The following is a 13,434-nucleotide window of genomic DNA, read 5'->3' on the forward strand; positions in this document are numbered from 1 at the left end:
CTCCAACCCCCGCACATGTAGTATGCACGGGCCGCATGTGACGTGAAGCACCTCCGCGGCGATGAGCACGAATCCCGCAGCGCTGGGCCATCGCGGAAGACGCCCGGTTGACGTCGATCCCGGCGAGAGGCCGGGCTTGACATCACGTCGCCTGTCTCGTCGGGTGAAGGGCGCGCGCGAGGTGCGGAGTTCGTCCTCGGGTGAAGGGCCCGCGCCGGAGGTGCGGAGTGCGCGCCACGCTCGCCGCGCGCTCCAGACGAGCCTCCTGCGCGCGCCGGGAGCGCGAGCGGGCCTGCGGTCAGCCCGCCGCGCGGCTCATCGCGCCTCGGCGGCGCCCTGGACCCGCGCGTCCAGCCCCACGATGCGGTCGAGCAGCGCCCGATCGAGGCTCGCCTCCACCGCGGTGGCGAGCCGGTCGTACTCGTCGTGCCGGCTCGGGATCGCCGGCTCGCCCGCGGGCGCGGCGAGCCCTCGCCGCGCGCGCAGGGCCGCGAGCAGCGCGCGCCGGAGCCCGTCGTTCTCGAAGATCCCGTGGATCATCGTCCCCACCACGACGCCGTCCGCCGACACCGCCCCGTCGAGCGCCGCCTCGGCCCGTCCGCTCCTCGACGCGATCGCGAACGCCGCGCGCGCGCCGTTCGCCCGCTCGACCTGGCCCATGTGGATCTCGTAGCCGGTCAGCTCTGCTTCCCCCGCGCCCGCCGCCCCCAGGAACGAGTCGCCGGCGATCCGCGCCCGGACCTGCGCCGTCGTCTTGGTCCGCTCGAACCGCGTCCACACGTCGAGCAGCCCGAGCCCCCGCGCCGACGGCTCGGCCGACTCGACGCCCTCCGGATCCTCGATCGCCCCGCCGAGCATCTGGCAGCCGCCGCAGATCCCGAGCGTCCACCCGCCCTGCCGGGCGCGCGCCGCCACCGCCTCGGCGAGGCCGCTCGCGCGCAGCCACGCGAGATCGGCCATCGTGCTCTTCGTCCCGGGGAGCACCACGAGGTCCGCCCCGCCGATCTCGTCCGACCGCTCGATGAACCGCACCGCCACGCCCCGCTCGTGCTCCAGCGGCTCCACGTCGTCGTAGTTGGATATCCGCGGCAGCCTCACCACCGCGATGTCGAGCTCCCCGGGCCCCGCCGGCCCCCGCCGCCGCCGGTTCTCGAGGGCCACCGAGTCCTCGTCCGCGATCCGGAGCTGCTTCACGTACGGCACCACGCCGAGCACCGGCACGCCGGTCCGCGCCGTCAGCATCTCGAGCCCCGGCTCGAGCAGCTTGATGTCGCCGCGGAACTTGTTGATCACGAACGCGGCCACGCGCGCCCGCTCGTCGGGATCGAGCAGCGTCATCGTCCCGACCAGCGCCGCGAACACCCCGCCGCGGTCGATGTCGCCGGCGAGGAGCACCGGCGCGTCGGCGACGCGCGCGACGTGCATGTTCACGATGTCGCGGTCCTTCAGGTTGATCTCCGCGGGGCTGCCCGCCCCCTCGATCACCACGACGTCGTGCGCCTCGCGGAGCCGCCCGAGCGAGCGGGCGATGATGTCCTTCAGCTCGCCGCGGTAGGCGAAGTAGTCGCGCGCGTGGAGGCTCCCGATCGGCTTGCCGAGGACGACCACCTGAGAGCGCGAGTCGCCCTCCGGCTTGAGCAGGATCGGGTTCATGTCGACGGTCGGCGCGACCCGCGCCGCCTCGGCCTGCACCGCCTGCGCCCGGCCGATCTCGCCGCCGTCCGGGGTCGCGAACGAGTTCAGCGCCATGTTCTGCGACTTGAACGGCGCGACCCGGAGGCCCCGCCGCTGGAACATCCGGCAGAGCGCCGTGCAGAGCAGGCTCTTGCCGACCGAGGACGCGGTGCCCTGCACCATCACCGTGAGCGCTGTCATCGAACGAGGCCCTCTCCCAGGGAACACGCCGCGAGCGCCGCCGCCGCGAGCGCGGCGAAGATCAGCGCCGCGAGCACCACGATCCGGCACGCCTCGTCGATGAGCCCCCGCCGGAGCGGCTCGATCGGGTCGCCGAGGCGGTAGTGGCCGCGCTTCTCGAGCTCGACGCGGAGCAGCCCGGCCATCGCCGCCATCGGCCGCCCAGCGTTCGGGCTCTCGGTGCGCCCGCCGTCGCGCAGGAGCACGGCGAGGCCGCGGCGCGCGTCGGCGCCGCGCAGCCACCCGGCGGCGATCAGCAGCAGCGCCGTGAGCCGCGCCGGCACGAAGTTCAGCGCGTCGTCGAGCCGCGCCGACGCCTTGCCGAGGTACTCGTAGCGGCCGTGGTAGCCCACCATGGCGTCGAGGGTGTTCACCGCGCGGTAGAAGAGCGCGCCCGGCAGCCCGAACAGGGCGAAGTAGAAGAGCGGCGCGACGAAGCTGTCCGACGCGTTCTCCGCGACCGACTCGATCGACGCGGCCACGAGCGCGGGCTCGTCGAGCTCCGACGGGTCGCGGCTGCAGAGGCTCCGCAGGGCGCCGCGCGCCGCGGGGACGTCCCCGGCCGCGAGCGCGTCGCGCACGCCGGAGGCCGCGTCGCGGAGCGCGCGCAGCGCGAAGGTCGGCTTCAGAAAGAGAGCTGACAAAGCGAAGCAGACCACCGGGTGCGGGGCGATCAGCGCGGCGAGCCCCGCGCCCAGCGCCGCGAACAGGCAGGGGACGGCGAGGGCCATGAGCGCGCCGAAGAGGAGCTCGGCCACGCGGCCGGACCGCGGCGCGCGGCGCTTCAGCGCCTGGATCGCGGTGCCCATCCACACGACCGGGTGGACGGCGGCCGGGGGCTCGCCGCAGGCGAGGTCGAGCGCGACAGCGACGAGCAGCGCGGCGGCGGCGGTCATCGCGCGTCCTCGTCACCGACGAGCGCGACAGGGCCGGGGCGCAGGCGCAGGACGGCGCCCATCACGGCGACGTAGAGCTCGCTGGCCGACCGGTTGAGCCGCTGGTGCGCGCGTCCGGCGAGGTCGCGGAAGGCCCGGCCGAGCCGGCTCTCGGGCACGACGCCCATGCCCACCTCGTTCGACACGAGGACGACGTGGGGCGCCGCGGACTCCACGGCGGCGGCGAGATCCTCGATGCGCGCCTCGATGCGATCGAGCTCGCGGCCCTCGGTCTCGTCGCGGAGCAGCAGGTTCGACAGCCAGAGGGTGAGGCAGTCGACGACGACGACGTCGACGCCGGAGAGCGCGGCGATGCGCTCGGGGAGCGCGAGCGGCTCCTCGACGGTGGCGAACTCGTCGCCCCGCTCGCGGGCGTGCGCGGCGATGCGCGCCCGCATCTCGTCGTCGAACGGCTCGGCGGTCGCGATGAACGCGCGGCGCGCCCCGAGCGAGCGCCCGAGCGCGAGCGCGAAGGCGCTCTTGCCGGAGCGCACCCCGCCGCCCACGAGGGCGATCCGCCGCGGCGCCGCGCGCTCGCCGCTCATCTCCCCAGCTCTTTCCGGTGCGCGGCGGCGCTCGCCACGAGCCCCTCGGGGACGAGCGGGTTCGAGGCCCAGTGCGCGTGCACGTAGGAGGCGAGGACGCGCTGCGCCCAGTACCCCTCGCGCGCGACCTGGCCGCCGCGCCGGCGGCGCACCGAGTAGGCGTGCTCGATCGGCAGGGGCGCCTGCGCGGCCGGCGGGGGCGGCGACGCCTGCGCCGCCGGCGGCTCCAGCGGCGCCGGCGCGGGCTGCGCGGGGCGGAGCTCGGAGTAGCGGAACTGGTGCCCGCGGAAGCGGAGCCCGGCGCCGCCCAGGATCGTGCGCGTCTGCGTCTCGACCTCCACGTAGCCGAGCGCCTGCAGCTTCTCGCACATGACGGCCTCGGCCGGCACGAGCCCGACCATGGGGTGCGCGCGCCCGTCGAGCGTGCGGATCGCCTCGGTCAGGTACATGAGCCCGCCGCACTCGGCGTAGATCGGCCCCCCGCGGCCGGCGAACGCGCGGATCTCCGCGCGCAGGCCGGCGTTGTCGGCCAGGCGCTCCGCGTGCGCCTCGGGGTAGCCGCCGCCGAGGTAGAGCGCGTCGACCTCGGGCAGGCGCGCGTCGCGGATCGGCGAGAACCGCACGAGCTCGGCCCCCGCGGCCTCGAGGCGGCGCAGGTTGTCCGCGTAGTAGAAGTGGAAGGCCTCGTCGAACGCCACCCCGAGGCGCGCCCGGCGCTGCTGCGCCCCGCCGCTCGCCGCTGTCACGGCGCCGCCCGCCGCCGTGCCCGGCGCGGCCGGCGCGGCCGGCGCCGTCGCCTCCGCCGCCTGCGGCAGCGCCGGCGCGCTGCGCGCGATCTCGAGCAGCGCGTCGAGCCCGATCCACGCCTCGGCCTGCGCGCCCCAGTGGTCGAAGCGCTCCTCCGGGAGCGCGGCCTCGTCGGCCGTGCGCAGGCCGAGGTGGCGCTCGGGGAAGCTCTGCGCCTCGTCGCGCGGCAGCCCGCCGATCACCGGCGTCGACCGGTTCGCCTGCGCCTGCGCCTGGCGGAGGATGTCGAGGTGCCCGCGGCTGCCGACCTGGTTGCACACCACCGCGGCCACGCGCACCCCCGGATCGAAGCCCGCGAACCCCTGCACCAGCGCCGCGACGCTGCGGGCCATCCCGGACGCGTCGACGACGAGCGCGACCGGCGCCTCGAGCCACTTCGCGATCTCGGCCGTCGAGCCTTCTTCTCCGGTGGGGCTCGCGCCGTCGAACAGCCCCATCACCCCCTCGATCAGCGCCACGTCGGCGCCCGCGGCCTCCGCCGCGAACGTCGACAGCACCGCGTCCCGGCCCATCATCCAGCCGTCGAGGTTGTGCGACGTCCCGGCGACGGCGCGCGCGTGGTACGTCGGATCCAGGTAATCGGGCCCGCACTTGAACAGCGCGACCCGCAGCCCGCGGGCGCGGAGCGCGCGCGCGATCGCCACCGTGGTGGTCGTCTTCCCGACGCCGCTCGCCGTGCCGGCGACGACGAGCCGGGGGATGGCGGGGCCCATCAGAAATCGACCCCGATCTGCGCCTTCGCGCCCTGCTCGAACGGGTGCTTCACCGACTTCATCTCCGTCACCAGATCGGCGAGCGCGACGAGCGCGTCCGGGGCGTTCCTGCCGGTGATCACCACATGAACGTGCGCGGGCCTCGCGCGCAGCGCGTCGAGGAGCTCTTCCTCCGCGACGAAGCCGTAGTGCAGCGCATACGTGATCTCGTCGAGCACCACGATGTCCTGCTCGCCGCTCCCGATGAGCGCCGCGGCCTCCTGGAAGGCGGCGCGCGCCGCCGCCTTGTCGCGCGAGAGGTCGTCGCTCTCCCAGGTGAAGCCGCGCCCCATCACGAGGAACGTGAGGCCGGGGAGCGTCTCGGCGAACAGGCGCTCTCCCGTCTTCCACTTCCCCTTGATGAACTGCACCACGGCGACGCGCATGCCCCGGCCGAGCGCCCGGAACACCATTCCGAGCGCGGCCGTCGTCTTGCCCTTGCCGTGGCCGGTATAGACGATGACGAGCCCTTTTCGACCTGCCGTCGCCGCGCCGGCGCCGCCCTCCGCGCTCACGAGCCCTCCTCCGCCGGGCGCGGATCGCGAGGCTTCTTCTCGGCCTTGCGGAAGCGGTGGCTGAACTCCGGATCATAGAGCCGCGAGTCGGCGAAGTCCGTGGACGTGAGCACCCGGCCGACGAGGATCATCGACTGGCTCTTGATCCCCTCGGCCCGCACCTTCTCCCGGATGTCGGCGAGCGTGCCAGTCACGATCTTCTGATCCGGGCAGCTCGCCTTGTGCACCACCGCGACGGGGCAGTCGGCGCCGTAGGCCGGGATGAGCGCCGCGGTGACGTCCTTGAGCAGGGTGATGCTCAGGAACAGGCAGAGCGTCGCCTGGTGGCGCGCGAGCTCCTCGAGCCGCTCGGCCGGCGGCACCGGCGTGCGCCCCTCGGCGCGCGTCAGGATCACGGTCTGCGAGAGCTCGGGCAGCGTGAGCTCGCGCCCGAGCGCCGCCGCCGCCGCGGTGAACGACGAGACGCCGGGGATGATCTCGTAGGGGATCCCGAGCTCAGCCATCCGGCGCATCTGCTCGGCGGTCGACCCGAACAGGACGGGATCGCCCGTGTGCACGCGCGCCACGTCGTGCCCCGCCTCCCTGGCCTCGACGAAGACCTCCACGATCTGATCGAGGGTCATGCCGGACGAGTCGATGACGCGGGCGTCCGGCCGCGCGGAGGCCACGATCTCCCGCGGGACGAGGGAGCCCGTGTACATGACGACGGGGCAGCGGGCGACGAGCTCGGCGCCGCGGACCGTGATGAGCCCGGGGTCGCCTGGGCCCGCGCCGATGATGTAGACGCGCATGGGGGTTCTCTCCTCGTTTCGTGCGCCGGCGATCCCATGCCGGGGGCGACGGGCGCGCGAAGCTAGAGCGAACGCGAGGCGAACGCCAGGGTGCATCGTGGAGCCTCGGGTCGCGCCGGCGCGGCCCGGCCTCTCCGGGTGGCGCGGCGCCCCTCGGGCGAGCGGAGGTCCCCGCGCGCCCGGCAGCCGCGCGCTGACGGTCGCTGTCGCGGCGGCGGCGTCGCGCTCGCGGGCGGCGCCGCCGGCCGTCTCACGGGACTCAGCCTCTGTCGAGGGGGACGCTCGTCAACCGGGGTACCACGTGATGCGCGGATCTTCGGGCGCGCGCACGTGGTCGAAGGCGGCGTCCGCGAGTCGCGCCAGGTTGTACTGCGGCCGCCAGCCGAGCAGGAACTTGGCCTTCGTGTTGTCCAGCCACGTCGAGCGGTAGGGCGTCTTCACCCTCACGCTCGGCAGGCCACGGGTCGCCTCCAGGTAAGACGCCAGCTCGCCGTAGTCCACCGGCTCATCCATGCAGACGTTGAAGGTCTGCTGGCGGGCTTTCTCATGGTCGATCGCCAGGAGGATCGAGCTGACGAGATCCTCCACATGCACGAAGTTCCGCTTCACCGGCTTGCCGTCAGGGTCGAGCATCACAGGGACGGCGCCCGAGCGGACGTACTTCTCTGCCGCCTCGGCTCCGACCAGATCGCGCCACCTCGGCCCTCCGAACACGTCGTCGCCGAACGACAGCTGGGCCTTGAAGTCGTCCTTCTCCATGATCCACGGCGCGCGCAGGCAGCAGCCGTTCAGATCATACTGGATGTAGTACTGCTCGAGCATGACCTCCTCGAGCACCTTGGACAGCGCATAACAACCCGGGTAGGCGCTGTGCTTCTGCGCCTCCGTGACGGGGACGGGGTGAGGATAGAAGAAGTGGCCCATCCCGGCGTCGCCCCCGACGAGGATGAACTGCTCGAACGCAGGGCTGACGCGGCAGGCCTCGAGCAGCCAGAACATGCCCTTGATGGCCACGTCCATGATGCTCTCGGGCGTCTCTTTGCTGGTCGCGAGGTGCAGCACGTGGCTCACGCCCTCCACCGCTTCGCGGGCCACGGTGCTGTGCTCGATCGACCCGCGCACCACCTCCAGGCGCGCCGTCGGCGCCAGCATGCGGTTGTGGCACAGCGCACGGACCTTCCACCCCTCGAACCTGGGGTCCGACAGGAACCTGCGGATGAAGGCCTGGCCGACTTTCCCCGCCGCCCCGGTGACCAGAACACGCTTTGCATCACTCATCTCGTCGCCCCTAGCTCGCCGCCTCGTGCTGTTCGCCAGCCGGTATCCCGCCTCCGAGCTGCCCACGTCAAGGTGGGTGAGCGGCCCGGTGCAGGTCTGCGGGTCGCGGATTGTGAACGGTCACATGACCCGGTGTCAACTCGATCGACGGGCCTGCCTCCACCTCCGCCGCGGGCAGGTCGAGGGCGGCCCGTCGATACCCGTAAATTGCTGGTGCAGCGTCGGTTTCCAGGGGGATCGGATCGCATGGCTCGAGTCGCCGCGCAGGAGAGGCGGTATCTCGGCGCCGGCCGCCTCCGGCGTCGAGATGGGAGTTGACACAGAAATTGTGAACGTTCACAGTGTTCTCGGGCGGGCATCCTTGTGCTTCCCCCTGGGGGGGCGTCCTGCGCACCGAGACCTTCGTCGTGCCGAGGGATCTCGGCGCCGATTCCGCTCGTTCGGTCGTCACGGCTGTGGGTTTGCGACGCCGCCGCGGAGGCGCAACGCGTTACGAGCGCGCCGCTGGCATGCAGGAGAGCACCGGAACGGAGGAGATGTTCCATGCGGAATGCGAGTTTTCTCGAACGGCGAGATCGGTGCAGCAGATCGGGACGAGCCATCCGGACCTGGGTCAGTCAACGCCGGGCGAGCACCGCCCTGGCGTTGCTGCTCACGCTCGGCTGCTCGGGGACGCAGCCTCCTCCTCCCGTCGCGGAGCCCTCGACGCCTGCCGCCGCCCCGGCGACGACCCCGAGCGTGCCGCCGCCCGTGCCCGAGGTGGCGCCCGCGCCCGCCAAACCGCTCGCCATAACGAAGGCTCGTCACGGCGAGATCGACGCTCAACCCGTGGACATTTACACTCTCACGAACGCGAACGGCCTCGTGCTCAAGGTGATGACGTACGGCGCGATCATCACCGAGCTGCACGTGCCCGACAGGGCCGGGAAGCTCGCCGACGTCGTCGTCGGTTTCGAGAACCTGGACGGCTATCTCACCGGCAACCAGTTCTTCGGCGCGACGGTCGGCCGCGTCGCCAACCGCATCCGCAACGCGAAGTTCAAGCTCGAGGGCAAGGAGTACACCCTGGCCCCGAACGCCAAGCCGCACCACCTGCACGGCGGCGTCAAGGGCTGGGACAAGGTGGTGTGGAGCGCCTCCGCCGCCGAGACCCCTGACGGCCCGAGCATCCGCCTCACGTACGTGTCGAAGGATGGAGAAGAGGGGTATCCCGGCACCGTGTCTGCGAAGACCGTCTATACGCTCACGAACCGGAACGAGCTCCGCGTCGAGATGGAGGCGGTCACGGACAAGGCGACGCTCGTCAGCATGGCGCACCACTCGTACTGGAACCTCGGCGGCCACGGCTCCGGCACGATCCTCGATCACGAGCTCACGCTCCACGCGGACAGCTACACGCCCGGAGATCCGGGCGTCCCGACCGGCGCCGTGAAGCCCGTCAAAGGTACGCCGTTCGACTTCACGACGCCCAAGCCGATCGGCAGGGATTTGAAGGCCACGGGCGGAGACCCTGTCGGGTACGATCACAACCTCGTCGTCAACGGGGACCCGGCCGCCCTGCGGCCGGTGGCGCGGCTCAAGGATCCGAAGTCCGGCCGCGTGATGACGCTGGAGGGGGATCAGCCCGGCGTGCAGTTCTACACCGGGAATTTCATGAACGGCTCGAAGCAGGGGAAGGGCGCCACGTACGTGCAGCACGCGGCGCTTTGCCTGGAGACCCAGAAGTTTCCGAACGCGATCAACGTGCCGGCCTGGCGAGAGCAGCCGATCCTCAAGCCGGGACAGGTCTACAAACACACGATGGTTCACCGGTTCACGGCGGAGTGAGGGCGGCGGCCATGCACTGCTTCGCTGTCATCGGTACGGGCGGGGTCGCGCGTGACGTCACGCGCGCGCTCCAGGGCAGTCAGCGTTGTCGGGTCGTGGACGCCGCGCATGGCGTCGACGCGCTCAAACATGAATCAGCAAGGAGATCTGCCGTGAAAGAGACGAAGTCCTGGGGCAACGGTCGCGGGGTCGCAGCGCTTTTCCTGCTGGCGCTGCTCGCGATCACGGGGTGCGACAAGAAGAGCGAGGGGACGGGCGCCGCGCCCGCCGCGGGGACCGACCCGAAGCCCAAGATGGTGAAGCTCGCCTTCGTCACCAACAACGCGAGCGAGTTCTGGAAGATCGCCCAGGCGGGCGTCCGGAAATACGAGCAAGAGAGCAAGGTCCAGGTCGACGTGAAGATGCCGCCCAACGGCACCACGGAGGAGCAGAACCAGATCCTCGAGAACCTCGCGAGCCAGGGCTACGACGCCATCGCCGTGAGCGCCATCGCGCCGGGCGATCAGGTCCCGGTGCTCAACAAGACGGCCGAGAAGAGCAAGCTCATCACGTTCGACTCGGACGCGCCGAAGTCGAACCGACTGCTCTACATCGGCACCAACAACTACGAGGCCGGCAAGGCGCTCGGCGGCCACATCGTCAAGCTCCTCCCGAGCGGCGGCAAGATGGCCGTGTTCGTCGGCATGCTGTCCGCGGACAACGCGAAGCAGCGCCTCCAGGGCATCGAGGACGCGATCGCCGGCAAGAACATCGAGATCGTCGACAAGCGCGAGGACAACACGGACCGCGCGAAGGCGCGCTCCAACGTGGAGGACATCATCAACGCGCACCCGGACCTGAAGCTCGTCGCGGGCCTGTGGTCCTACAACGGTCCCGCCATCGCGGCGGCCATCGAGGCGCTCGGGAAGAAGGGCAAGGTCCTCGCGGCCGTGTTCGACGAGGAGGAGGGGACGCTCACGGCGATCGAGAACGGCACGATCTCGGCCACGGTCGTCCAGAAGCCGTTCCAGTTCGGCTACCTGTCGAGCAAGTGGGCGCACGAGCTCGCGACGAAGCCCGACGCGGCGATGGCGCAGATCCCGGCGAGCAAGGGCATCGACACCGGTATCGAGGTGATCGAGAAGGCCAACGTGGCCGAGTTCAAGCAGAAGCTCGCCGAGATGAAGAAGTGAGCGTGACAGCGTCTCTGCCGAGCCTGCTCGCGATGAGCGCGATCAACAAGCGGTTTCCCGGTGTTGTCGCGCTGCAGGGCGTCTCTCTCTCGCTGAAGCCGGGGGAGGTGCTCGCCCTGATGGGCGAGAACGGCGCCGGTAAGAGCACGCTGATGAAGATCCTCGGGGGCGCCCAGCAGCCCGACGAGGGCGAGATCCGGATCGACGGGAAGAAGGTCACCCTCGAGAGCGTGCGCGCGGCCAAGCGCCTCGGCATCGCGCTCATCCACCAGGAGCTGATGCTGGCGCCGAACCTGGACATCGCGGCCAACATCTTCCTCGGCAACGAAGGCGGCGGGACCGGGGCGCTCCTCCGCCCGCTGCCGAAGGGCGACCTGTACGCCCGCGCCAGGGAGCTGCTCCTGCGCGTGGGCTTGACGCTCTCGCCCTCGACCCCGGTGTCCTCCTTGACGGCCGGTCAGATGCAGATGGTCGAGATCGCCAAGGCGCTCTCTCTCGACGCGCGTATCCTCATCATGGACGAGCCGACCTCCTCGCTCACGAGCGGTGAGTCCGAGCACCTCTTCCAGATCATCCGCAAGCTCCGGTCGGACGGCATCGGCATCGTCTATATCTCGCACCGGATGGAAGAGGTCATGGCGCTGGCGGACCGGGTGACGGTCCTGCGCGACGGCCGCTACGTCGGGGATCTCACGCGCGCCGAGGCGACGCACGAGAAGATCGTCTCCATGATGGTGGGTCGCGAGCTCAGCGCGCATTACTTCCCGGAGAAACGGCCGCGGAGGTCGGCCGAGCCCGTGCTGGTGGTCGAGGGCCTCGTCGTGCCCGGCGCGCCCGCGCCTGTCTCCTTTTCCGCCGAGCGCGGGGAGATCCTCGGCTTCGCCGGCCTGGTCGGCTCGGGCCGCACGGAGCTCATGCAGACGATCTTCGGGGTCACTCCTGCGCTCGGCGGACGCATGACGTTAGAGGGCAAGGCGTTCGCTCCCCGGAGGCCCAGGGACGCCATCGACCGCGGCGTCTACCTGGCGCCGGAGGATCGCAAGCGGCACGGCCTCGTGCTGCCGCTCAGCGTCGCGGAGAACACCTCCCTGCCCGACATTGGCAACTACAACCGCTGGGGCTTCCTGGACAGGAAGAGGGAGCGCCGCGTCGCCGAGTCGGAGGTGAAGCGCTTGCGGACGAAGACGCCTGGCGTTCTCCAGCGCGTCGTGAACCTCTCCGGCGGAAACCAGCAGAAGGTGGTGCTCGGAAAGTGGCTGGCCATGAACCCGCGCGTGCTCATCGTGGACGAGCCGACGCGCGGGATCGACGTCGGCGCCAAGGCCGAGATCTACCGCCACATGGCCTCCCTCGCGGAGGGAGGCATCACGATCTTGATGGTCAGCTCGGACATGGGAGAGATCATCGGAATGAGCGATCGCGTTGCCGTCATGCACGAGAGGCGCATCAAGGGGGTATTGCCGCGGGAGCGGCTCAGCCAGGAGCGGATCGCGACGATGATGACGGGCCGCGCCGACGAGGAGGCTCTGTCGTGAGGCGCGAGCTTGGCATGACCATCGCGCTCTTCGTGATGTGTCTGGGTCTCTACCTCTCGAACCCGGATTTCCTCGGGCAGTCGAACTCGATCAACACCCTGCGGCAGATCTCGATGCTCGGGATCTTCGCGATCGGCATCGGCTTCGTCATCATCACCGGCGGCATCGACCTGTCGATCGGCTCGGTGATCGGCCTGACGGGCGTCCTGATCGCGAAGCTCTCGTCGACCCAGGTCGGCGGCCTGGGCTACTCGTTGTGGATCGGCATTCCGGTGGCGCTCGGCGTGGCGCTGCTGATCGGGCTTGCCCAGGGGCTCTTGATCACGCGGCTCAAGCTGCAGCCGTTCATCGTCACGCTCGGCGGCATGTTGTTCTTGCGCGGGGTCTCGCAGACCATCGCCGAGGGCGGCACCCTGAGCCTCGGGGGCTCGCCGCTGCTCCGCCTCGCCAACGGCGGGCTGCTCGACGTCGGCGGCGACGCGCTCATCCCGTATCCGTTCCTGATCTTCCTCGCGGTGATCGGCCTTTCGACGTACGCGCTGCACTTCACGGTGTTCGGGCGTTACGTCTATGCGATCGGCGGCAATCGCGACGCCGCGGAGTACTCCGGCATCAGCGTGAAGCGGGTGGAGGCGTCCACCTACGTGATCTCGGCGGGCCTCGGCGGCGTGGCCGGCGTCTGTTACGCGTCGTACATCGGGCAGATGTCGCAGCAGGTCGGCATCGCGTACGAGATGTACGCGATCGCCGCGGCCGTGCTCGGCGGCTGCTCGCTTCGCGGCGGTGAGGGCACGGTGCTCGGCATCATCATCGGCTCGGCGGTGATGCGCGTCATCGACAACGGCATCAACATGTTCCAGCTGCCGTACGAGGACGCTGACCGCATACAACGCATCTGGCGCCTGGACCCGAACTGGACGTTCATCATCATCGGCGCCGTGATCCTCGTCGCCGTCATCCTCGACCAGATCGTGCACATGGTGCAGGAGAAGCGGCGCACCCGGCGCGCCTCCGCGGGAGCCGCCGAGCCGGCGCCGAGCCTCCAGGCGGCCGCGGCCTTCAGCGCAGCGGAGCCGGTCGCACGAGCGCCCGATCGCGAGAACGTCTGAGCTCTCTGGCCGGTACGTCGTCGCACAACGATGAGGCGGCCCCGGGGTCTACTCGGGTCAGAAATCCTGCCAGGGCTCTGGCTCGCGCGCGGAGAGAGAATTCAACGCAAAGTCGCAAAGACGCGAAGACGCAAAAAGGCAAAAAAGGCACAAAGGCACAAAGGCACTGATCCGCTCTCTTTTGCGCCTTTGCGCCTTTGCGCCTTTGCGTTGAAATCTCTCCGCGGATCGCTGGCCGGCCTCTTGGTGCGTGC

12 protein-coding genes are annotated in these 13,434 nt (G+C 70.8%); 4 read left to right on the forward strand and 8 right to left on the reverse strand.

Annotated features, from left to right (window positions below; all coding sequences use genetic code 11):
- Positions 1-315: 315 nt before the first annotated feature.
- From WME76_RS01550 to WME76_RS01585, 8 genes are all read right to left on the reverse strand, one after another.
- Positions 316-1,875: a cobyric acid synthase gene (locus tag WME76_RS01550; protein ID WP_437958457.1), complete on the reverse strand. Its 1,560-nt coding sequence runs from the start codon at positions 1,873-1,875 to the stop codon at positions 316-318.
- Positions 1,872-2,810 carry a cobalamin biosynthesis protein gene (locus WME76_RS01555; RefSeq protein ID WP_437958458.1) on the reverse strand — a complete coding sequence of 313 codons (939 nt, stop codon included), beginning with the start codon at positions 2,808-2,810 and terminating at the stop codon, positions 1,872-1,874. Before WME76_RS01555 ends, WME76_RS01550 begins: the two co-directional genes overlap by 4 nt.
- Positions 2,807-3,394: a bifunctional adenosylcobinamide kinase/adenosylcobinamide-phosphate guanylyltransferase gene (gene cobU, locus WME76_RS01560; RefSeq protein WP_437958459.1), complete on the reverse strand. Its 588-nt coding sequence runs from the start codon at positions 3,392-3,394 to the stop codon at positions 2,807-2,809. The genes WME76_RS01555 and cobU overlap by 4 nt, the downstream gene beginning before the upstream one ends.
- Entirely contained in the window at positions 3,391-4,914 is a 1,524-nt protein-coding gene (locus tag WME76_RS01565; protein ID WP_437958460.1) for a cobyrinate a,c-diamide synthase, read from the reverse strand. The genes cobU and WME76_RS01565 overlap by 4 nt, the downstream gene beginning before the upstream one ends.
- Positions 4,914-5,468 carry a cob(I)yrinic acid a,c-diamide adenosyltransferase gene (gene cobO, locus WME76_RS01570; RefSeq protein ID WP_437958461.1) on the reverse strand — a complete coding sequence of 185 codons (555 nt, stop codon included), beginning with the start codon at positions 5,466-5,468 and terminating at the stop codon, positions 4,914-4,916. The genes WME76_RS01565 and cobO overlap by 1 nt, the downstream gene beginning before the upstream one ends.
- Positions 5,465-6,259 carry a precorrin-4 C(11)-methyltransferase gene (gene cobM / locus WME76_RS01575; protein ID WP_437958462.1) on the reverse strand — a complete coding sequence of 265 codons (795 nt, stop codon included), beginning with the start codon at positions 6,257-6,259 and terminating at the stop codon, positions 5,465-5,467. The genes cobO and cobM overlap by 4 nt, the downstream gene beginning before the upstream one ends.
- A 285-nt stretch (positions 6,260-6,544) precedes the next feature.
- Positions 6,545-7,537, reverse strand: coding sequence for an NAD-dependent epimerase/dehydratase family protein (locus WME76_RS01580; RefSeq protein WP_437958463.1), 993 nt, complete (start codon positions 7,535-7,537; stop codon positions 6,545-6,547).
- Between the two features lie 617 nt (positions 7,538-8,154).
- Entirely contained in the window at positions 8,155-8,328 is a 174-nt protein-coding gene (locus tag WME76_RS01585) for a hypothetical protein (RefSeq protein WP_437962248.1), read from the reverse strand.
- On the opposite strand from WME76_RS01585, the gene WME76_RS01590 reads away from it, so the two are divergent.
- The 4 genes from WME76_RS01590 to WME76_RS01605 all read left to right on the forward strand — a co-directional run bounded on the left by WME76_RS01590 (position 8,297) and on the right by WME76_RS01605 (position 13,180).
- Positions 8,297-9,364, forward strand: coding sequence for an aldose epimerase family protein (locus WME76_RS01590; RefSeq protein WP_437962236.1), 1,068 nt, complete (start codon positions 8,297-8,299; stop codon positions 9,362-9,364). The genes WME76_RS01585 and WME76_RS01590 overlap by 32 nt on opposite strands.
- 152 nt (positions 9,365-9,516) lie before the next feature.
- Complete coding sequence (locus WME76_RS01595) at positions 9,517-10,536, forward strand: sugar-binding protein (RefSeq protein WP_437958464.1); 1,020 nt, start codon at positions 9,517-9,519, stop codon at positions 10,534-10,536.
- Between the two features lie 32 nt (positions 10,537-10,568).
- A complete protein-coding gene (locus tag WME76_RS01600; RefSeq protein WP_437958465.1) occupies positions 10,569-12,071 on the forward strand; it encodes a sugar ABC transporter ATP-binding protein in 1,503 nt (500 codons plus the stop codon).
- Positions 12,068-13,180: an ABC transporter permease gene (locus WME76_RS01605; protein ID WP_437958466.1), complete on the forward strand. Its 1,113-nt coding sequence runs from the start codon at positions 12,068-12,070 to the stop codon at positions 13,178-13,180. The genes WME76_RS01600 and WME76_RS01605 overlap by 4 nt, the downstream gene beginning before the upstream one ends.
- The last annotated feature ends 254 nt before the right edge of the window (positions 13,181-13,434 follow it).

Source organism: Sorangium sp. So ce119 (assembly GCF_051524405.1).
Classification (GTDB): domain Bacteria; phylum Myxococcota_A; class Polyangia; order Polyangiales; family Polyangiaceae; genus Sorangium; species Sorangium cellulosum_G.